19 protein-coding genes and 1 pseudogene are annotated in these 20,183 nt (G+C 59.5%); 4 read left to right on the forward strand and 16 right to left on the reverse strand.

The genetic code is table 11. The features are described 5' to 3' along the window. Positions 1 to 105: 105 nt before the first annotated feature. A complete protein-coding gene (locus IE093_RS19905) occupies positions 106 to 351 on the reverse strand; it encodes a hypothetical protein (RefSeq protein ID WP_189472304.1) in 246 nt (81 codons plus the stop codon). After that, positions 348 to 1,577 (reverse strand): M16 family metallopeptidase, encoded by a 1,230-nt coding sequence (locus IE093_RS19910; RefSeq protein ID WP_229803798.1) that lies wholly within the window; start codon positions 1,575 to 1,577, stop codon positions 348 to 350. Before IE093_RS19910 ends, IE093_RS19905 begins: the two co-directional genes overlap by 4 nt. Here IE093_RS19910 and IE093_RS22540 point away from each other — a divergent pair. After that, positions 1,464 to 1,964, forward strand: coding sequence for a hypothetical protein (locus tag IE093_RS22540; protein ID WP_229803801.1), 501 nt, complete (start codon positions 1,464 to 1,466; stop codon positions 1,962 to 1,964). The genes IE093_RS19910 and IE093_RS22540 overlap by 114 nt on opposite strands. 412 nt (positions 1,965 to 2,376) lie before the next feature. On the opposite strand, the gene IE093_RS19915 is transcribed toward IE093_RS22540, so the two are convergent. Both IE093_RS19915 and IE093_RS19920 read right to left on the reverse strand, forming a co-directional pair. Further along, positions 2,377 to 2,829 (reverse strand): toxin-activating lysine-acyltransferase, encoded by a 453-nt coding sequence (locus IE093_RS19915; protein ID WP_189472308.1) that lies wholly within the window; start codon positions 2,827 to 2,829, stop codon positions 2,377 to 2,379. Continuing rightward, positions 2,823 to 3,980 (reverse strand): hypothetical protein, encoded by a 1,158-nt coding sequence (locus IE093_RS19920; protein ID WP_189472310.1) that lies wholly within the window; start codon positions 3,978 to 3,980, stop codon positions 2,823 to 2,825. Before IE093_RS19920 ends, IE093_RS19915 begins: the two co-directional genes overlap by 7 nt. Positions 3,981 to 4,196: 216 nt before the next feature. Here IE093_RS19920 and IE093_RS22955 point away from each other — a divergent pair. After that, positions 4,197 to 4,343 (forward strand): annotated as a pseudogene (locus IE093_RS22955) (transposase); the annotation flags it as partial. A 173-nt stretch (positions 4,344 to 4,516) separates the two neighbouring features. Here the strand turns inward: IE093_RS22955 and IE093_RS19930 are convergent. The 10 genes from IE093_RS19930 to ffh form a co-directional block, all read right to left on the reverse strand. Further along, a complete protein-coding gene (locus IE093_RS19930; RefSeq protein ID WP_229803791.1) occupies positions 4,517 to 6,322 on the reverse strand; it encodes a single-stranded-DNA-specific exonuclease RecJ in 1,806 nt (601 codons plus the stop codon). Between the two features lie 186 nt (positions 6,323 to 6,508). Then, positions 6,509 to 7,897, reverse strand: a complete 1,389-nt coding sequence (gene thrC, locus IE093_RS19935) for a threonine synthase (protein ID WP_189472316.1) — start codon at positions 7,895 to 7,897, stop codon at positions 6,509 to 6,511. A gap of 204 nt (positions 7,898 to 8,101) precedes the next feature. Continuing rightward, positions 8,102 to 9,418 (reverse strand): homoserine dehydrogenase, encoded by a 1,317-nt coding sequence (locus IE093_RS19940; protein WP_189472381.1) that lies wholly within the window; start codon positions 9,416 to 9,418, stop codon positions 8,102 to 8,104. Positions 9,419 to 9,515: 97 nt separating this feature from the next. Then, the gene (locus IE093_RS19945; RefSeq protein WP_229803793.1) at positions 9,516 to 10,265 is read right to left on the reverse strand and encodes a DsbC family protein; all 750 of its coding nucleotides are present in this window, start codon (positions 10,263 to 10,265) and stop codon (positions 9,516 to 9,518) included. A gap of 2 nt (positions 10,266 to 10,267) precedes the next feature. Then, positions 10,268 to 11,170, reverse strand: a complete 903-nt coding sequence (gene xerD / locus IE093_RS19950; RefSeq protein WP_189472318.1) for a site-specific tyrosine recombinase XerD — start codon at positions 11,168 to 11,170, stop codon at positions 10,268 to 10,270. Between the two features lie 109 nt (positions 11,171 to 11,279). Beyond that, a complete protein-coding gene (rplS, locus tag IE093_RS19955; protein WP_189472319.1) occupies positions 11,280 to 11,636 on the reverse strand; it encodes a 50S ribosomal protein L19 in 357 nt (118 codons plus the stop codon). 120 nt (positions 11,637 to 11,756) lie between these two features. After that, positions 11,757 to 12,542, reverse strand: a complete 786-nt coding sequence (gene trmD, locus IE093_RS19960; protein WP_189472385.1) for a tRNA (guanosine(37)-N1)-methyltransferase TrmD — start codon at positions 12,540 to 12,542, stop codon at positions 11,757 to 11,759. Between the two features lie 65 nt (positions 12,543 to 12,607). Beyond that, positions 12,608 to 13,174, reverse strand: a complete 567-nt coding sequence (gene rimM, locus IE093_RS19965; RefSeq protein WP_189472322.1) for a ribosome maturation factor RimM — start codon at positions 13,172 to 13,174, stop codon at positions 12,608 to 12,610. A 47-nt stretch (positions 13,175 to 13,221) separates the two neighbouring features. Beyond that, positions 13,222 to 13,470, reverse strand: a complete 249-nt coding sequence (rpsP, locus tag IE093_RS19970) for a 30S ribosomal protein S16 (protein WP_189472324.1) — start codon at positions 13,468 to 13,470, stop codon at positions 13,222 to 13,224. A 231-nt stretch (positions 13,471 to 13,701) separates the two neighbouring features. Next, positions 13,702 to 15,120 carry a signal recognition particle protein gene (gene ffh, locus IE093_RS19975; protein ID WP_189472326.1) on the reverse strand — a complete coding sequence of 473 codons (1,419 nt, stop codon included), beginning with the start codon at positions 15,118 to 15,120 and terminating at the stop codon, positions 13,702 to 13,704. A 344-nt stretch (positions 15,121 to 15,464) separates the two neighbouring features. Between ffh and IE093_RS19980 the strand changes: the two genes are divergently transcribed. Further along, entirely contained in the window at positions 15,465 to 16,265 is an 801-nt protein-coding gene (locus tag IE093_RS19980) for a cytochrome C assembly family protein (protein WP_189472328.1), read from the forward strand. A gap of 78 nt (positions 16,266 to 16,343) precedes the next feature. Continuing rightward, on the forward strand, positions 16,344 to 17,627 hold the full coding sequence (locus IE093_RS19985) for an HlyC/CorC family transporter (protein ID WP_189472329.1): 1,284 nt from the start codon (positions 16,344 to 16,346) through the stop codon (positions 17,625 to 17,627). 5 nt (positions 17,628 to 17,632) lie between these two features. Here the strand turns inward: IE093_RS19985 and IE093_RS19990 are convergent, their stop codons facing one another. Both IE093_RS19990 and IE093_RS19995 read right to left on the reverse strand, forming a co-directional pair. Continuing rightward, positions 17,633 to 19,540, reverse strand: a complete 1,908-nt coding sequence (locus IE093_RS19990) for an MFS transporter (RefSeq protein ID WP_229803794.1) — start codon at positions 19,538 to 19,540, stop codon at positions 17,633 to 17,635. Further along, the gene (locus tag IE093_RS19995) at positions 19,537 to 20,151 is read right to left on the reverse strand and encodes a TetR/AcrR family transcriptional regulator (protein ID WP_189472331.1); all 615 of its coding nucleotides are present in this window, start codon (positions 20,149 to 20,151) and stop codon (positions 19,537 to 19,539) included. Before IE093_RS19995 ends, IE093_RS19990 begins: the two co-directional genes overlap by 4 nt. Positions 20,152 to 20,183 lie beyond the last annotated feature (32 nt).

The raw sequence follows: 20,183 nt of genomic DNA on the forward strand, positions 1-20,183 counted from the left end.
TGAGGGGATCCCGCCGTTTTGCGTTGTCGAGGTCGTTCGGGCTACGCCCTCACGACCTCGACGACACACGATCTCGGCTTTCTCATCTTGATTGTCGCGTGACTCTCACCTTGATTGTCGCTGTACAGCCGCCGCCTTATTGGTATCCTCACGGTAAGCCCAGTCAGTAGGCCAAGCAACATGCATAGCAACATCATCACCTTCAGGCACATGAATCAAAGTGTAATGAATCCCACCAGGGCTGACTTCGCTGCTGGCAGCAGGAGTGCCTTCATTGCTTTCTTCCGAAGAACAAGCAGCAAGGCTGACAATGACGGCAGCCAGTGGAATCAGTCGAATCATTCGAATCATTCGAATCTCTCCTCGGGGCCGATGAAAGCAACGGCAGTTCGCCCTTCCCCGGCTATTTCGTTGAGTAAGGCATTGATCGTTTGGTGAGAAAGGTTGTGCTTGAGGCGCTTCACATCAGAGGATTGTAGCGGCTCGCGAAGCGCAGAGACGCGGTCAAGGACATAGTCAGCCATCCAGCGTGCACTTTCATCGCTGTCATCCCAGTCAGGCCAGAAATGTTCAAGGCGGCTGAAAACACGGTTATAGGTCTCTTCAGGAATACCTATGGCTGCGATCTCAGCAAGTGCTTCCTCAAATTCGGTTCCCATATCGATCAGTGACACTTCACGGTCAGGCGCGGCGGTAAAGCTGAGTTCGATATGACGCTCATCGATAGGCCAGACTTGCACATCAAAACGGCGTGCAATGGCGGCATCAAAACGTAAGGGGCCAGCTAACCCCCCCGGCAAGTTGGTATCGAGGATATCCCGCAACAGCGTTGTGTGCGCCTCAAGCAGATCGAACTGTACAGGCTCGGGCAGCGCGACTACCCTTCGCAAGGTCAAACGCGGAGATGCACTCGCCTGGGGATAGCGCAGCATCGTCTTGGCTGGTGAGGCCAGCTCAAAGATTGGCGGCGCGATATCAGCATTCTCTTTTTCCCACTCTGGCCAGCCAACTCCTTGCAACGCTCGGCTAACCTGCCGTTCGCTTACATCACCGGTCACCACCAGAATGGCATTATCCGGCTGATGGGTAGCCTCGTGCAGCGCGCGAGCTTCGTCATAACCCAGTGTGCTGATGTCGTCTGGCGTGCCAATCACCAAGGACGCTATGGAATTATCAGCATAGAGAAACGCATTCATCGCTTCAGCCGCTTGCGCATCCAGTTTATTGACGGTTTGAGACTCGAATTCACGCAGGATGATATCGCGCTCTTCTTCAGCAAATTCAGAAGGAATGTCCAAAGGGTGAAAAAGGCCCGAAAGGGTTTGCATTATATCTTCTAGCTCGTCAGGTTTACCGGAAAGCCAATAACCGGCAGCATAGCGATTCGTCCAGGCATTGGAGTGCCGGTCAGCGCTTCGCTGTTTAGCACCGACTGTATTCAGCCAAGCGAGATGCTCAACATAATGAGCCAACCCAGAGGCTGGATGGCCATGCCCAATAATGACGTGGGCCTGAATCTCCCGCTCATCGGTACTTTGGACATAGACCTCATGTTCCTGGATCGAAGAACTGTCCACGAAGAAGCGGACGATCAAGAAAAAGGCAACACCCGCGCCCCCCCTAACAACCAGTTCAAAAAAACCAAAGATTTTTTTTGGCAGCCATTACTCCATATACCTATCAATCAACCAATACGCTATCCAGAATATCACCAAGAAAACCAAGATATGGACTTCCTCAGCCATCGGGTATCCGGTTCCAAGAGGGCGATATTGATAAATCACTATCAAAGGGATAATTACAAAAACCCTTGCCAAAAAGACCTTCATCATCATTTCCTCTTTATTATATGGCATACCAATGTGAGGCACACTGGCATGCCATGGTGGAATAATGGCAAATTTATTTACGCATCAATCACCTGTCTCTCCCACCCTTATCAAACCCGCGATATCCTCCAATAATGGACGCGCCTATTTGGGCTGCCCTACCGATGGGTGAAACACTCGCTGCAATGAAACCAGCCGTTACAACATTATGCTGTCTAGGTGTCAAAGGCCCTGTTCCTAATCCATTGCCCGTGCGAGCGGCTTGGTGGTTCCCTGGATCACTCCCGCCTCCGGGTCCTAAGGTAGCTCTTCCCCTACCTCTACTAGAGCCACCGCTACTACCGCCGCCACCGAAGCTGATGGTGCTGTACAGATCAGTCATTGACACTTGATAAACATCCTTCATTTTCTATTCCCTTCTTGTTGCGGGTCGGATCTGTTATCGCCACCGCTGTCGTTGTTTGCTGGGTTTCCTACCCAGCTGCTTCACTGGGTGGGGAGATCGCTATCATCTCTCCACCCACTCCCGCATTTAGCCATGCGGAAATTACACTTCCGTCTCTTTTCGCTTACGACGCAAATTCACACCCGTCCATCGATTGACGCTACGAACCGAGCCATCATGGCAGCGGCGTAGGCTAGTGGCGACTTCGCTGGGAAACTGGTGATGCGTCATATCGTAGAGTACTTCTCGTATATTGCCGTAAGGCGTTATCCAGTCGTTAAAAAACAACCGGTCACCACCACTCCACTCATCATGGTTTAGAGCTCGCCCGGTGGTATGTATATCACGCTCAACTTCATCGGAAAGCCAGGCCCACGTCACCATGCCCGCCGGCAAGCCCTCTGGCGTCAAATAAAAACGCACCTGATTGCACCAGAGTGCAGGCAGAACCTCCGTACAGAAATAGTCTCCAAGTCCGAACTGCCTATGGTATTCAGACTGCGCCAAAAGCTCCAGTGCATAACCCACGCTGGCGTAATAGTCGACACTCACCATACAAGCATCTCCTGAGAAGCATTTCGCGTGTAACTTACCTTTACTCCTTCCATCATACTGACGTGCTTCTCAAGCGCGCGTTGCAGATTAAAGCGTTTTCCCAATAGTGCAGTCTGGCGAGTAAGCGTCACATTATTAGCCACATCTAAACGTATCCATGTTGCGTATCCCACTGGTTTCCGCTCATTGTCCAGTGCAATAAAGGCGGTGCGATTTTCTAGATGTTTTAGAAGCTCCAGATAATAATCATCAATATACGCTTTGAATTCATTCTGACCGTAGCTAATATCAAGCAGCGCCATAACACCCAGGCTTCGATACGCATCGACTGCAGATAGCTCAGCATTAGACTGTGATAAGGGTGGAAAGGAATTTTTAATATCACCTGCGCTTTTCGCCAAGGCGTCTATAGGTAGATATGCCATGGCGTCGCGACCACTTGAAAGAAAAGTAAAAAGCCAATCCTTTTGACCACTGCAATACATTTGCATGGCAGCTAAACGCGCAAGTGGGTAGTTTTTGTAATAGTGATAAGAAATGTCCGTATGATTCAGGGAATCCTCCAGCGCGTCGACACAACTCCCCAGATAAAAGTCGTTCTCACTATACCATACATCCACTAATGCAGGATGCAGATTAGGCAAATGCACTTTAACATAATCAAGGAGAAGCAGTTCGCCTATAAAAGCACAGGTTTCACGTCCAACCGGCGGCATCGTTTCGTGGTTTGATAGAAGTATCTGTAATGCGTGAGCTGTTTCGTGTGCAAGGCACATCAAGTCTTCAACTCGACCGCTCCAATTCATTAAAATGGTCGGTGAATTACCTAGGCCTTTATCAACGGTATGAGGGATAACGTCCCTGCTATTCAGGCTTTGATGTTCAACATTGTTGAACAAGAGGTGTTCTATTTCGCTTTTGTTGGCGAACGCCACTACCAAAGCAGGAATGATAATATCGTTGTAACACTCACATTGAGATTTCAATGCGCCCACCAAGTGAGCTTGATCAGCAACTGCCACTCTACTATGAAAGAGAGAGTGCGAGGGGGGAGGGATTTCAAGGTCTTCAGTATAACAAGCGTAGATCGCACCTTGCACTTGGGATGCGCTCAACCCATGAAGCGCAAGCCAATCAACACATGTGTACATTGTCTCTCCTTTCTCATCCTTGAAAAATTGAGATACTAACTACCAAGCTGATTTTTTCCTGCTTCTGTTTCTCCAACCATCTACATAAGCACCATCTTTAAAAACTATCACTGACACAACAGATGCGCAAGCAGTCGATCCCTTTAAATTTACGGGGTGGACGGTTTGCTCCTCCTCATACAGCATGTAGTAGTGGGCGCTTAATTCGATGACACCATGTTGACCGGATTGGTGGCCGATCGTGACCATCCGCGCACGTACCGCGAGTTCGCTGAGATGTATCCCGACGATGCGACCTGCGCTGCGTGGTTGGGACTACTGCGCTGGCCCAGTGGCTTCATCTGCCCGGCGTGCGGGACTGCTGTGACCCCGCACGCCGAGGGCCACGAACAGGGTCCCCAGCAGCATGGCCAGAAGGTCTTCGTAGAATCGATGCGGGTCGGTAGGCTGCGCCTAGGCGTGAATGGGCGTCCTTCGCGAGCGGGATGGGAGGCCGGCGGAGACACGTCACACGGTTGTGCCGCCGTCTACCAAGCTCAGCCCAGGAGCTCAGCATGCTCCACCATCAACTGCAGCGACTCGCGCCCCTTCCAGCGATTGCGTGACAGTTTGTAGGCGCAATGCAGCCGATCGCCCAGGACGAAGGCCGGCACTTCTCCCGGTGTCAGGGCACGGAACCAGATGGCACGCGCAGCGATTCCCTTCTGTGACAGCTCGAGCATCAGGTGATTACCCTCGCTTCCTACGACACGCAGGTTCTCGACCAGGAATTCGCCCTCGAACAGCGGTGCGTCGAACTCGCGGCCATAGGGTGCAAGACGCTCCAACTCATCAAGCGTGGCCAGCGATAGTTGCTCGGGCAGCAGTTCACCATCGGTGAATACGCATGGATAGAGTTCGCGGGTGCCTAGCTGCTCGCTCACTGCTTGCAGGAAGGCCTCACGGAAGGTATCGAGGTAGACCTCAGGTAAACCGATCCCCGCCGCGCCCCGATGACCACCGAAACGCGGCAACGCCTCGGGCGCCAGTTCATGGGTGCGCTGTAGGGCATCACGCAGATGCAACCCTTCGATCGAGCGCCCTGAACCGGTGAGCATGGAAGGCGCCGCGGCGCGAGTCAGTACTAACGTCGGCCGGCCAAAGGCCTGGACCAGGCGCGATGCGACGATGCCCTGGACTCCGGCGTGCCCGTCTTCGAGAAACACCACCAGCGCCGGTGCATCAACGGCCAATTGCGGCATGGCCAGCGCGCGGGCGGCTTCAGTCATTTCCGCCTCGATGGCCTTGCGCGACTGGTTGTCGGCATCCAACACGTCGAGGTGCTGCTGCGCCGCGCCATCGTCGTCAGCGAGCATGAAGTGCAGTGCCGCGTAGGGATCGTCCAGACGCGAGCGAGCGTTGATGCGCGGCCCCATCTGAAAGGCCAGAGTCTCGGCATCGAAGGGCACGCTGTCGGCACCCAGGCGTGCGGCCATCGCTCGCCAGCAGGCGGCCTCCATGCGATTGATCAGCGTCAGGCCATGTGCCACCACTGCGCGGTTGGCGGCGCTGCCCCCCAACGACACGCAATCGGCAACGGTTCCAAGCGCGACGTAAGAAAGCCAGGGTGAAAGTTTGGGAGTTGAGGCAGGCAATGCGCCCCACCCGATCAACACACTGCGCGTCAACGACATCACCAGCCAGGCCACCATGCAGCCGGCGATGGTCGGGTCGGGATAGTCGCAGTCGTCACGGGTCGGATTGACTGTGGCATGGGCCGAGGCTGGTGGCCCTTCGAGCGGCAGCGCGTGGTGGTCGGTGACGATCACCTCGATACCCGCTTCCTTAAGACGCGCAATGCGCGGCTCGTCGGAGGAACCGCAATCGGCGGTGATTACCAGGCCAGGGCGCGGTGAAAGGCGTAGAGTTCGCTCCACCAAAGGCAGGCTAATGCCATAACCATCATGGATACGATGGCCAATCAAGCTGTGCAGCTTGTGGGCGGGGACGCCGAACAGTTCACTCAGGGTACGCAGGATCACCACATGGGAAGTGATGCCGTCGACATCGTAGTCGGTGAGGATACCGATATGCTCACCCTCGGTCACCGCCTGGGCGATACGCTCGGCGGCACGTCGGGCATCCGCCAGGCGCTCGGGGTGTTCGAGGTGGCGCAGACTGGGCGAGACCAGGGGCGCCAACTCACCGCGATAGCCGGACAACCGGCCAGCCAGAACCCGGGCCTGGAGCTCGCTCAGTCCCTCGGCCTGGGCCCGGGCGTAGAGCGCTTCGTCACGTGGACGCGGAAGGATACGCGTTCTGAGCAGATCCGGGCCAAGGGGCAGGGCGATCTCCGTATCCAAGCGAACACTCCTCTTTTCTTCACTGCCCTCATGGCAAGACCGAGCCGGCATGACAACCGGCGGGGACATGAACGAGCAAAGCTTGTACGGCAAGAATGCCGAACTGGAGCGCCCAAAGATAAACTCACCGCGTCATTGCGATTCATGGTGACGCTAGGCAACATCCGAGTCCGGCGATGACCTCGATCAGCGACGGTTCTCGGCCACGAAGCGCTGCACCGCCGAAAGTTCCGCCGACAGTACCGTGTAACGCTCCTCGCGCTCGAGCAAGTCGTCCATATGCGGCGGCAACGGCACGCCAGGGAAGCCCGCCTTGACCACCGCTTCAGCGAACTTGGCTGGATGGGCAGTGGCTAAGGTGATCATCGGCACGGCGACGTCGTCTCGTACGCGTTCGGCGGCACGGTAGCCGGTGGCGGTATGCGGATCAAGGATCTCCTGGGTGCGATGATGCGCCTCGCGGATCACCTCGAGGATGGTGGCGTCATCCACGCTGTGGCTGGCGAACTTCTCCCGCAATTTGGCCAAGGGAGCCTCGGCGAGTGCCGCTGGCTCGTGCTGGAAGCGCTCGAGCAGTGCCCGCACGGCGTCACCATCGCGCTCGTAGGCTTCGAATAGCAGGCGCTCGAAGTTCGACGACACCACGATATCCATCGACGGCGCCAGAGTGGCGACCAACTCCCGCTTGGAAAAGTCGTTGTCGGCGAGCGTGCGATGCAGGATGTCGTTGGCATTGGTGGCGATGATGAACTGCTTGACCGGCAATCCCATGCGGTAGGCCATGTAGCCGGCGAAGACGTTGCCGAAGTTGGCCGAGGGCACGCAGAAGCTGACCTCGCGATGCGGCGCGCCCAGTGCCACACCAGCGGCTACGTAATAGACGATCTGGGCCATGATGCGCGCCCAGTTGATCGAGTTCACCGCCACCAGGCGCGTGCCATTCAAAAAGCCCTGATCGGCGAAGCTGGCCTTGACCATCGCTTGGGCGTCATCGAAGTTACCCTCGATGGCGATATTGAAGACGTTGTCGGCCAGCACCGTGGTCATCTGACGGCGCTGCACCTCGGAAACTCGATTGTGCGGGTGCAGGATGAAGATATCGAGGTTGTCGCAGTGACGGCAGCCCTCGATCGCCGCCGAGCCGGTGTCGCCGGAGGTCGCCCCCATGATCACCGCGCGTTCGCCGCGCTTTGCGAGGAAGTGGTCGAGGATACGACCGAGCAGTTGCAGGGCAACGTCCTTGAAGGCCAGGGTCGGGCCATGGAACAACTCGAGCAGGAAGTGGTTGGCGTCGAGTTGGTTGAGCGGTACCACGGCGTCGTGACTGAAGGTGGCATAGGCATCGCGGACCAGCCCGCGGAAGGTGTCATCGTCGATCTCGCCATTGACGAACGGCTTCATCACCCGGAAAGCGATCTCGGCGTAGGAAAGCCCGGCCATCGCCGTCAGCTCGTCACGCGAAAGCTGCGGAATTTCCTCCGGCACGTAGAGGCCGCCATCGCTGGCCATACCGGTCAGCACGACTTCTTCGAAACTCAGTGCGGGTGCCTGCCCGCGGGTACTGATATAGCGCATTATCTATTTCCTTGACGCCATGACTGCTGGCCGCCTGCAGTTTCTATCCAGCTAAAGCCCGAAGCCCGAAGCCCGAAGCCCGAAGCCCGAAGCCCGAAGCCCGAAGCCCGAAGCCCGAAGCCCGAAGCCCGAAGCCCGAAGCCCGAAGCCCGAAGCCCGAATCAGGGTGTTTCTTCCAGCTTCCGACTTCAAGCTTCAAGCTAATCATTCATGCTCGTCGAGCGATTCGACGCGGATACGGGTTACCGGACCAGCAATGTCGGCCAGCGACTCGAGTTGGCGAATCGCCTCGTTCATGTGCTTCTCACGAGTACGGTGAGTCAGCAGGATGATCGGCACCAGTTCACCTTCGGTGGCTTCCTTCTGGATCAGCGCCTCGATCGAGATGCCCTGCTCGGAAAGGATCGTCGCCACCCTGGCCAGCACCCCGGGGCGGTCCACCGCCAGCAAGCGCAGGTAGTAGGCGGTAACGATGTCCTCCATGGGCAGCATCGGCAGGCTATCTTCACTGTCGTGGATGCCGCTGAAGGCCAGGTAAGGCACCCGATAGTGGTGATCGGTGGTGATATCACGGGCCACATCGAGAAGGTCGGCGACCACCGCCGAGGCGGTCGGCTCGGCTCCCGCACCAGCCCCGTAGTAAAGGGTCGGCCCCACGGCATCCCCCATCACCGCGATGGCATTCTTGACACCATGCACGTTGGCCAGTAGCCGCTCCTTGGGGATCAGCGTCGGATGCACGCGCAGCTCGAAACCAGCTTCGGTGCGCTTGGAGATGCCCAGGTGCTTGATGATGTAACCAAGGTTGTCGGCTTGTTCGACGTCCTCGGCGGTGATCCGCGAAATGCCCTCGGTATAGGCCTTCTCGAACTGCAGCGGCACCCCATAGGCGATGGAAGCGAGGATGGTCAGCTTGTGAGCGGCGTCGATACCCTCGACGTCGAAAGTCGGATCCGCCTCGGCATAGCCCAGCGCCTGAGCCTCGGCCAGCACGTCCTCGAAGGCACGCCCCTCGTCGCGCATATGGGTCAGGATGTAGTTGCCGGTGCCGTTGATGATACCGGCCAGCCACTCGATGCGGTTGGCGCCCAACCCTTCGCGCAGCGACTTGATCACCGGAATGCCCCCGGCCACCGCAGCCTCGAAGGCAACGATCACACCCTTCTCGTGGGCCGCCTGGAAGATCTCGTTGCCGTGCACGGCGATCAGCGCCTTGTTGGCGGTGACCACATGCTTGCCGTGCTCGATGGCGGTCAGTACCAGTTCACGTGCCACGTCATAGCCGCCGATCAACTCGACGAGCACATCGACATCGGGATTTCTGGCCACCTCGAAGATATCCGCGGTGGTCTTGACGCCGGTCGTATCGCAGTCCGGGTTGTCGCGCCGCATCGCCACCTGTTCGATCACGATCGGGCGTCCCGCACGTCGCGCGATCTCATCGGCGTTGCGTGTCAACACATTGAAGGTACCGCCACCCACGGTGCCCAGGCCACAGATTCCCACTCTCACCGGTTTCAATGTCGTCATCCCCTTGCTTGTATCATGTTGTCGCGATGCCATCGCACGCTCATCAAGCGCTCGAGCTTGGCATTGTCGCGGAAGCATCGCATCAGTATCAGTCGTCCAGGCCGAGCATTCCCGCCAGGCGTTCGGCCGGCACATAGCCCGGCACCATGCGCCCATCGGGCATCACGATCGCCGGCGTGCCCTGAACACCAAGTGCCATCCCCAGATGATACTGGTCCTCGACCGGGTTGTCGCAGTCCGGCGAATTGGATAGTGCCTCACCGCGCTTGGCCGAGGTCATGGCTTCGGTTCGGTTGTCCGCGCACCAGACCTGGCTCAACACTCGTCCACCTTCGGAACCCATGCCAGCTCGAGGAAACGCCAGATAGTGTACCTCGATGCCCATCTCGTTGAGCTTGGGCACTTCCTCGTGCAGTCGCCGGCAGTAAGGGCAGGTGGTATCGGTGAACACAGTGATCGCGGCACGACTTTCTCCGGCACCGCGGAAAATCACCTGCTCGCTCTCTGGCACCTGGGCCAAACGCTCGGCACGTTCGCTGTTGCGACGTTGCTCGGTAAGGTTAACCAATCCCGCTTCACTATTCTCGTAGAGATCGCCTACGAGGAAGTGCTTGCCTTCAGCATCACTGTAGAAGGTCTCGCCACTCTCCAGACGTACCTCGAAGAAGCCATCGATGGGCGTTTCACGCACCTCGGCGACCGGCATGGGATCGCCGTTCACGGTCAGCCGCTCGGCCAGTTGGTGATGGGTAGAGGCCAATGCGGTGGTGACGAGTCCGAGGGTGGTCAGGACGGCGGCGAACAGGCTTCGTGGGGCAGGCATCAAGTGTCGATTCATGGTTAACCTCTAGGATGATGAGCGGCATGCAGCATTTCCAGGCGCGCCTGGGCGACATGCGTGTAAATCTGCGTGGTCGACAGGTCACTGTGACCGAGCAACAGCTGTACGACACGCAGATTGGCGCCATGATTCAATAAATGGGTCGCAAAGGCATGGCGCAGCGTGTGCGGCGACAACGGCTTATCGATACCCGCCACCACGGCATGCACCTTGATACGATGCCAAAAGGTCTGGCGCGTCATGAAGCCATCGCCACGACCGGGGAACAAGGGTGGCCGGGTGATATCGGCCATCAACGCCCCACGTCCGGTTCGCAGATAACGTTCCAGCCAGGCGATCGCTTCTTCGCCGAGCGGTACCAGTCGCTCTTTGTCACCCTTGCCGATTACCCGGATCACGCCCTGACGCAGGTTGATCGATTCCATGGTCAGCCCGACGAGTTCGGAAACCCTCAGCCCGCTGCCGTAGAGAACCTCGAGCATGGCGCGATCGCGCAACCCGATGGCCGTATCCAGGTCCGGCGCTTCCAGCAAACGCTCCACCTCGGCTTCGTCGAGCGTGTCGGGCAATTGCGGCCGGATCCGGGGCAAACGCACCTCGGTCAAGGGGTCATGACCGATCGTACCGGTAGCTAGTGCCCAGCGATAGAAACGTCGCAGACTCGATAGCAGACGGGCATTGGAGCGCAACTGGTATCCAGCGGCGCGCCGCTCGTCCAAGCATTCCGGCAATGCCCCGGGGGGTGGCGCCAGTAGCGAGTGCCCGCGAGTCGCGAGATACTCGCCCCAGGCCTCCAGATCACGCCGATATGCCGACAGGGTGTGTTCGCTTGCACCTTGCTCGAGCCACAGGGCATCGAGAAAAGTCTCCAACAAGCCATCACGCTCGGTCGTGTCACTCATCGGCCACCCTCAGATGCGCCGAAACCCCGCCCCGCGCAAGCGGTGACGGGGTCTCGCAAGGGCACGGGCAGAAGAACAAGCTCCGCACCACTTCGGCCAGTGCTTGCGCTTAGGCCAGCTTTTCCTTGATACGAGCAGATTTGCCGCTGCGTTCGCGGAGATAGTACAGCTTGGCCTGACGCACGTCGCCACGACGCTTGACGTCGATGGAGGCGACCAGGGGGCTATAGGTCTGGAAGGTCCGCTCGACGCCGACACCGTGGGAAATCTTACGCACGGTAAAGGCGGAGTTCAGACCACGGTTGCGCTTGCCGATCACCACGCCTTCGAAGGCCTGCAGACGCTCGCGGTTGCCTTCCTTGACCTTGACCTGCACGACCACGGTATCGCCCGGAGCGAAGGCCGGGACTTCCTTGGTCATCTGCTCGGCTTCGATCGCCTGGATCACCTTGTTCTTGCTGCTCATTGCTTGCTCCTCAATGTTTCCTTCTCCATCGAGCGTCGCTCGATGGTCGTGATCCCGACGTTCGGCCCCAAACGGGCAATGACGCGGGAGTCGACTCTGTGAATGACGCAGCTACCCCGATCAGTCCTGCTCCGGGGGAACCTGCACCTCCGCCTGACTGGCGTATTCCTCGATGAACTCGTCGAGCAATGCCTGCTGCTCGCGAGTCAAGGTCCTGCCCTCTAACAAGTCAGGGCGTCTCAACCAAGTACGCCCCAGTGACTGTTTCAACCGCCAGCGTTTGATTGCCGCGTGATTTCCACTGAGCAGAACCTCCGGCACCGACCGTCCCTCGAATACTTCGGGACGCGTGTAATGGGGGCAATCCAGCAGACCGTCGTTGAAGGAGTCCTCCACCGCCGAATCCTGATGGCCCAGCACGCCGGGCACCAGCCGTGCCGCGGCATCGATCAGCACCATGGCCGGCAGCTCGCCGCCGCTCAGCACATAATCGCCGATCGACCATTCTTCATCGACATCGCTGTCCACGATGCGTTCGTCGATGCCTTCGTAACGACCGGCGATCACCACCAAAGGTGTGGCGCCAGCCAGCTCTCGCACGCCCCGCTGATCAAGAGGTCGCCCCTGTGGCGACAGGTAGATCACCTTGGCGGGGCGGCCTGTGGCGGCCTTGGCCCGAACGCGGGCATCGGCGATGGCTCCGCGCAGGGTCTCGACCTTCATCAGCATCCCCGGACCGCCCCCATAGGGACGATCGTCTACCGTGCGGTGCTTGTCGGTGGCATAGTCCCGAGGGTTCCAGAACTCCAGTTCCAGAACCCCTTGCTTGACCGCTCGCCCCGTCACGCCGTGACGCGTGATCGCCTCGAACATTTCCGGGAATAGCGAAACGACACCAATCCACACGGCAGCAATATCCCGTCGCATCATTCCCGACGGTCACACTCGGGAAACGCTACGTCAGTTTTCGTTCAGAACTCCGGATCCCAATCCACCGTCATGATGCCGGCATCCAGGTCCACATCGTGCACGACCTGATCTGGAAGGAAGGGGAGCAAGCGTTCCCGCTCATCGACGGACTCGGCGTCCCCGACCACGACCATGACATCGTTGGCCCCGGTTTCGAACAAATAGCTCACATGACCGAGAACGGTGCCTTGCAGGGTGACCACCCGCAGACCTTCCAACTGGAACCAGTAATAGTCGCCACGGTCGAGCTCGGGCAATGCGTCCTTCGGCAGCAACACTTCGGCACCCGTCAACTCTTCGGCCTGCTCACGAGACGTCACGCCGTCGAGATTGACCACCAGGCCCTTGCCATGACGTCGCCCCTGCCTGACCAGCCTCGTCTCGACCCGCCCGGCATGCCTCAACACCCATTCGGGGTAGTCGAGAATGCCATCCATGGGACTGGTATACGAATACACGCGAAACCAACCCTTGACGCCGTAAGGGCTAGTCAGCTTGCCCAGTACCACGTACTGGTCGTCACTGCTGTCGATGGCGTGCCCTACCACTGCCAATACCTCGCTGGACATGGTCGTCACGCCTCGCCAATTCTGGCTCGGCCAGCACCGCCGCAGGCTCAGGCCTGCTTGCGGGCTTCCTTGATCAGTTCGGCGACGCGGTCGGAGACCTGTGCGCCCTGGTCCTGCCAGTGAGTGACACGATCCAGATCGATGCGCAGGCGCTCTTCCTGACCACGGGCGACCGGATTGAAGAAGCCGACCCGCTCGATGAAGCGGCCATCGCGAGACTTGCGAGAGTCGCTAACCGTCAGGTGGTAGAAGGGACGCTTCTTGGCGCCACCACGTGCCAGACGAATGGTAACCATTGCGTAAACTGTCCTTCGGTTGAAGTTACTGAATATTGGCGAAGCCCGGTACCTCAGCGGGCTCCTTCATCTGCAGGCTTTCCTGGAGAAAGCCGGGCCTCGGCGAACTCTGCGAGATGCCACCGAGCAGCCTGTTGTCACGACGTGGCGCGCGGTCCTGCCACGAAGAGGCAGCATTCTACGGAAATCGGCGCCAGTTGGAAACCTTTTTCCACACACCACGTCATCGGCTCAACGCCAGGGGAAACCACCTCCCGGGCCACCCATGCCGCCTGGGCCACCTGGGCCACCTGGGCCACCTGGGCCACCGCCCATCATGCCGGACATGCCACGCATCATTTTCTGCATGCCACCCTTCTTTCCGGCCTTCTTCATCATCTTCTGCATCTGCTTATGCTGTTTGAGCAAGCGGTTGAGGTCGGGCACCTGCAGACCGGCCCCCGCGGCGATGCGCCGCTTGCGCGAACCGTTGATGATATCCGGCTTGCGCCTCTCCTTGGGTGTCATCGAGTTGATCAGCGCCTCGAGCTTCGCCAGTTCCTTCTCGGGCCCCGGCCCTTGGGCCAACTCGGCCATCTGCCCCATGCCGGGCAGCTTGCTCATTAGCCCGCCCATGCCGCCCATCTTCTTGAGTTGCTGGAGCTGGTCGCGGAAATCCTCCAGGTCGAAGCCTTCTCCCTTCTTGACCTTCTTGGCCAGTTTGTCGGCCTTGGTCTTGTCGACGGTGCGCTCGGCCTCCTCGATCAGCGACAGCACATCGCCCATGCCCAGGATGCGCGACGCCACGCGGTCAGGGTGGAAGGGTTCCAAGGCATCGACCTTCTCGCCCACACCCATGAACTTGATCGGCTTGCCGGTAATGTGGCGCACCGACAACGCGGCACCCCCGCGGGCGTCACCATCGGCCTTGGTGAGGACCACCCCGGTCAGTGGCAGCGCCTCGTGGAATGCCTTGGCGGTATTGGCGGCATCCTGGCCGGTCATGGCATCGACGACGAACAGCGTTTCCTGCGGGGCAATCGCCTTATGCAGGGCCTGGATCTCGTCCATCATGTCGGCATCGACATGCAACCGGCCAGCGGTGTCGACGATCACCACGTCATGGAACTGGATCCGTGCGTGCTTGAGCGCCGCCTCGGCAATGCCCACCGGTTGCTGGGCACTGGTCGACGGGAAGAAATCGACACCAACCTCCCCGGCCAGTGTTTCGAGCTGGTCGATCGCCGCCGGACGATAGACGTCAGCGGACACCACCAGCACTTTCTTCTTCTCGCGCTCTTTCAAATAGCGCGCCAGCTTGGCCACCGAGGTAGTCTTGCCCGCCCCCTGCAAACCTGCCATCAGGATCACCGCCGGCGTTCCCTTGAGGCTCAGGCCTTCGTTGGGCTCGCCCATGATCGCCTCGAGCTCCTGCTGGACGATCTTGACGAACTGCTGGCCCGGCGACAGGCTGCGCGACACTTCCTGGCCCACGGCGCGCTCGCGCACGCGTTCAACGAACGCCTTGACCACTGGCAGGGCCACGTCGGCCTCCAGTAGCGCCCGGCGTACCTCGCGCAAGGTATCCTTGATATTGTCTTCGGTCAGCTTGGCCTGACCGCTAATGGACTTCAGCGTCTGCGACAGACGCTCTGTCAAACTCTCGAACATGGGCCTCTCCGGCAGCGATGCCTTGGCTGTGGTCAGCGATTATACGCCTTAGCGACGCGAGTCTCCATGCACCTGTCGCCACCCTGGCATTGACTGGGCGCCGCTCCGGGGATTCGGTATAGTGGGCGTTTCCGATCAGTTTCCCATTATCATTTCGCCGTTTCGGGAAACGCTGAATAAACCGACGAGCATGGTCAAGCGCAAGGCGCACGGAGCACAGGAACCGGAGCATATGGGGTATATGTGAGGATCCGACGGTCCGACGCTTCGGCACCGCGCAACGCAGCGATTGATCTGCGCCGGCATTTATTCAGTGCTTCCTTCGCGGCTCATGGACACGATTGATGCAGGCGCTTCCCTTTGCCCTCCTCGCCATCATCTTTTATCTCGGCGCCGCCTCCTGGCAGGGATTGGCGCTGTCACGTCGCGTGCCACAACGCCCGCTCCTCGTACGTGGCATCGGACTGCTGGCGCTAGTCTGTCACGCACTGACGATCATCGCCATCCTGCGCGAGGCGGGCGGGCTGGAATTGGGACTGTCGTCCAGCGCCGTTCTGGCCAGTGCTGTGATCGCAGCGCTATTGCTGGCAGTCAGCCTGGTCAAGCCAGTACTCAACGCGTCCGTAGGGCTGTTCCCATTGGCTGCCATCACGCTCGTGCTTGCGATGGGATTGCCCGACTCCACGCGCGACACCGGCTTGCCCCCCGGTATCGCCTTCCACATCATCAGTTCAGCCCTGGCCTTTTCCCTGTTCGCCATCGCGGCGGTGCAAGCGGTATTGCTGGCGGCACAAAACCAGGCGCTGCGCCATCACCATACCCGCGGCATCGTCCAGTCGCTGCCACCGCTGACCACCATGGAACGAGTACTATTCGAGCTGATCTGGGCCGGGATGCTTCTGCTCACCGCCTCCATCATCAGCGGCTTAGTATTTCTCGATGACCTTTTCGCCCAGCACCTGGCCCACAAGACGATCCTGTCGCTGGCCGCTTGGGCGATATTCTCGGCATTGCTCGCCGGACACCACTGGCTCGGCTGGCGTGGCCTGCGCGCTGTGCGCTGGACGCTAGGCGGCAGCCTCCTGCTGGTACTCGCCTATTTCGGCAGCAAGTTCGCCCTCGAGGTCATCTTCCAGTCGGGTTGAGCGCCGCTTCAATGCCTTGACAGTCTTCCGGGGAATCCCTACAAACGAGCTTGATATGCCATTGAGGATCCATCGATCTTGAGCGACGACTTCCCATTGGGACTGCTGGTTGGCCTTCTCTTCCTGCTTATTTGCCTGTCAGCCTTCTTCTCCAGCTCCGAGACCGGCATGATGTCAATCAACCGCTATCGCCTGAGCCATCAGGCGAACAGCGGCGAACGCGCCGCCCAACGGGTAATGCGTCTGCTGGCCAGACCTGACCGCCTGATCGGCGTCATCCTGATCGGTAATAATCTGGTCAACAACCTGGCAGCAGCCATCGCCACCGTGCTGGCGATTCATTTTTTCGGTGAGGTCAGCGGCCCGGCAATTGCCCCGCTGATCCTGACCATCGTGATCCTGATCTTCGCCGAAGTCAGTCCCAAGACCTACGCCGCGATCAAGCCCGAACGCATTGCCTACCCGGCGTCACTGGCCCTGGAACCACTGCTCAAGCTTCTCTATCCACTGGTATGGCTGGTCAATGTGCTTTCCAACGGCCTGTTGCGGCTTGTTGGGGTCAAGAACCTCGACGGCGGTGCCGACAACCTGACCCGCGACGAGTTGCGCACCGTGGTTCATGAGGCCGGCACCCTGATTCCCCATCGCCACCAGGCCATGCTGCTATCGATCCTCGATCTGGAAAACGTCACGGTGAACGACATCATGGTGCCGCGCCACGAGGTAGTGGGCATCGACCTGGAAGATGACTTGGACACCATCCTGGCCCAGATTCGCACCAGCCAGCACACCCGGGTACCGGTCTACAAGGGCGACATCAACAACATCATCGGCATGCTCCACCTACGCAATGCGGCGCGTTTTCTTTCCAAGCAGGAAGTGACCAAGGCGGCCATCGTCCAGGAGGCCCGCGAACCCTACTTCATTCCTGAATCCACCCCGCTGCATACCCAGTTGCTCAACTTCCAGCGGCAGAAACGACGCATCGGCATCGTCGTCGATGAGTATGGTGACGTGGAAGGGCTGGTGACGCTGGAAGACATCCTCGAGGAGATAGTTGGCGAGTTCACCACCGATGTTGCCGGCATGCACCAGGAGATCCATCGTCAGGACGATGGCAGCTATGTGATCGAGGGCACCGCCAACATCCGGGAAATCAACAAGTCGCTGGACTGGCAACTGCCCACCGACGGCCCCAAGACCCTCAATGGCCTGATCCTCGAACACCTTGAGTCATTTCCCGATGGCCCGGCCTGTATGCAGGTTGGCCAAGTTCGCATGGAAATCCTTCAGGTCAAGGACAAGCTGATCACCTCGGCCCGCTGCTGGCAGCATAGTCGGCGTCCAACACGCCTGAGCTGAATCGTTCAGGACTGCGCCAGCGGCGACTTGCGCCGGGCCTCGACCCAAGCATCGGCATCGGCCTTAAGTTCGCGCACCCGTCTCTCGAGCAGTGGTGATCGTGCTTGGCGCGCCGACAACGGCTCACCGAAGGAGAGCGCTACCCGGGCCCGGAACCGCCGTGGCCACTTGGTCAGGGCCCGCCCTCCGTGGTGGGATGTCCAGGATCCCCACAACCCCGCCAGCCCCGCTGGCACTACGGGTACCGGATCGCGAGCCAGGATCATGTCCAGCCCACGGCGAAAGCCCTGGATCTCGCCATCCGGCGTCAGACGCCCTTCGGGAAACAACATTACCACTTCGCCTTGACGCAGGGCATGACTGACCTCGCTCAGGGCCCGGCGCACATTGCCTGGGTCACGGCGGTCCGAATCCACCGGAATGGCGCCAACGATACGGAACCACCAATTGAGCCATGGCGACTCATAGATCGGCTGATCCATCAGGAAGCGCAGTGGACGGGGGCTGGCGCCGCCCAGAACCAAGGCATCCATGAAGCTGACGTGATTGCATACCACTAGCGCTGGGCCGCGCGCAGGGATGTGGTGGCGACCACGGAAACGCAACCGGTAGAACACGTGTACCAAGGCGAAGACCAGCAGGCGCAGCACCGGGCGAGGGCGGCGCAACAGCAGTACGATGCCCACGACCAGTATCATCAGGCCCAGGCCGGCAATGGCGCCACGTAAGCCGACATCGCGCCATGCCAGTATTGCACCGCCGTAAACGAGAGCCAGCGCCACCGCCAGGGCATTGAACATATTGACGGCCCCCAGCATGCGGGCGCGCCGCTCCTCGCGACTGAGCATTTGAACCAGGGTATACAGTGGCACGCTGTAAAGTCCGGCCCCGATGCCCACCAGCATGAAGCCGAAGAACATCTGCCAGAAGTGGCCAGAACTCAGCAAGCCGGTGAATTCCTCCGCGCTTGCCGCCACTGGTGCCAGACTGGCCAGATACAGGCTTGCGGCACCTGCCAGCAACGCTCCCAAGGAAACCAGCCCCACTTCCAGCCGCCCCGCCGAGAAGTGCGCACAGAGGAAAGAACCGACACCCACGCCTAGAACGAAGGCCACCAACAATAAACTGAAGGCTTCTCCACTACCCGCAAAGTCGTCGCGCACCCAGATGAGCAACAGCAATAACATGCAGGTAACAAGAAACCAGAAGATCGCGACACCCAGCATGGCGGGAAACAAGTGCTTCTCGCGCAAGGCCTGACGCAGCACCTCGTGGTTGCTACGCCAGGGATGCCAGTTTTCGGAGATCCTGTCCCGCGCCGGTGCCACCGGCACGGCGAAGCTCACCAGCAACCCCAGGCTCGCTACACCGACCAGCGTCAGCATTACCGCCACTCGAGCCCAGTGAGTCGGCCATGTCGCCATGGACAAGGCAAGCAACACACCCGCCAGCAGGGCAACGAAGGTTCCCACCCCGATCCAAGCGTTGCCGCTCACCAGTTCGGTGGGGGCAAGGTGCTGCGGAAGGATGGCGTACTTCACCGGACCAGCGAGTGCCGACTGCCAGCCCATCAACAACAGGAACACGAGTAGCATGGCCGCGTTCTCGAACCACACCGCCACCATCGCCCCAAGCGCGACTGCCAATTCCAGCAGCTTCAAGCGGCGAATCAGACGGTGTTTGTCGAGACGGTCGCCAAGCACCCCACCCCAAGACGAAAACACCAGACAAGGCAGGATGAAGCCTGCCGCAGCCAGGCCGGGTATGGGGCCGAGTTCCCAGTCGCGGGGCGATACCGACTTCCATGCCAACAGCAGCAGAACCATGCGCAGAAAATTATCATTGAAGGCGCCCAGCGACTGAGTCCAGAAGAGAGGGGCGAAGCGGCGGCGCACGAGAAGACGTGAATTCACGAGGTCCTCGGGCCGTGCTTGAGCCCGGCAAGAATGGTCGACAGCAATTGATCGAGCAACTCGCCCACTTCCAACGGCTGGCCCTGCCAATACCCTAGACGTTCGTTGAGCCCCAGTTGCACCAGCCCATGCACGCTGCCCCACAGGGTGCGGGCCATACGCCGCGCCTCCAGATCGTCCAATGCCGGCTGGAACTCCTTGAGCGTGGCTTCCACACGCACGAACAGAGCCTCGATCATGTCGTTCTGGCGCTGATCGAGCTCGCCTTCCTGAGCCAGGGGGTAGTCGAACAACAATTGCCAGCGGTAAGGGTCGTGCTGGGCGAACTGCCAGTAGGCGGTCGCCAGTGACTTGAGCCGAGGCTCGGGGTGGGCGTCCGCCATTTCTTCCACCGCGTTACGCAACCGCGCGAGCGTCTCGATATTGACGTGCTGTAGCAGATTGCCGAAGCTGCCATAGAGCTTCAGTAGGGTACTCGGCGCACAGCCGACTTCCCTTGCCAGAGCCCTCAACGACAGCGTGTGCGCAGGATTTTCCCGCAACCAGGCATCACATGCCGCCATGACTTGGGCATGCAACGCCTCAGGCGCATGCTGTCTGGGACGTGCCATCGGCTTCCTCTCGTTGATAGCGACATAGGTCG

Source organism: Litchfieldella qijiaojingensis (assembly GCF_014651875.1).
In the GTDB taxonomy this organism is placed as follows: Bacteria; Pseudomonadota; Gammaproteobacteria; order Pseudomonadales; family Halomonadaceae; genus Litchfieldella; species Litchfieldella qijiaojingensis.

What these genes read in the sequence shown, in the direction of transcription:
- xerD (WP_189472318.1), bottom strand. Translation starts at nt 11,170, where the DNA reads ATGAGTGACACGACCGAGCGTGATGGCTTGTTGGAGACTTTTCTCGAT.
- IE093_RS19980 (WP_189472328.1), top strand. Translation starts at nt 15,465, where the DNA reads ATGCAGGCGCTTCCCTTTGCCCTCCTCGCCATCATCTTTTATCTCGGC.
- rimM (WP_189472322.1), bottom strand. Translation starts at nt 13,174, where the DNA reads ATGTCCAGCGAGGTATTGGCAGTGGTAGGGCACGCCATCGACAGCAGT.
- IE093_RS19945 (WP_229803793.1), bottom strand. Translation starts at nt 10,265, where the DNA reads ATGAATCGACACTTGATGCCTGCCCCACGAAGCCTGTTCGCCGCCGTC.
- rpsP (WP_189472324.1), bottom strand. Translation starts at nt 13,470, where the DNA reads ATGGTTACCATTCGTCTGGCACGTGGTGGCGCCAAGAAGCGTCCCTTC.
- thrC (WP_189472316.1), bottom strand. Translation starts at nt 7,897, where the DNA reads ATGCGCTATATCAGTACCCGCGGGCAGGCACCCGCACTGAGTTTCGAA.
- IE093_RS19905 (WP_189472304.1), bottom strand. Translation starts at nt 351, where the DNA reads ATGATTCGAATGATTCGACTGATTCCACTGGCTGCCGTCATTGTCAGC.
- ffh (WP_189472326.1), bottom strand. Translation starts at nt 15,120, where the DNA reads ATGTTCGAGAGTTTGACAGAGCGTCTGTCGCAGACGCTGAAGTCCATT.
- IE093_RS19920 (WP_189472310.1), bottom strand. Translation starts at nt 3,980, where the DNA reads ATGTACACATGTGTTGATTGGCTTGCGCTTCATGGGTTGAGCGCATCC.
- IE093_RS19915 (WP_189472308.1), bottom strand. Translation starts at nt 2,829, where the DNA reads ATGGTGAGTGTCGACTATTACGCCAGCGTGGGTTATGCACTGGAGCTT.
- rplS (WP_189472319.1), bottom strand. Translation starts at nt 11,636, where the DNA reads ATGAGCAGCAAGAACAAGGTGATCCAGGCGATCGAAGCCGAGCAGATG.
- IE093_RS22540 (WP_229803801.1), top strand. Translation starts at nt 1,464, where the DNA reads ATGAGCCAACCCAGAGGCTGGATGGCCATGCCCAATAATGACGTGGGC.
- IE093_RS19995 (WP_189472331.1), bottom strand. Translation starts at nt 20,151, where the DNA reads ATGGCACGTCCCAGACAGCATGCGCCTGAGGCGTTGCATGCCCAAGTC.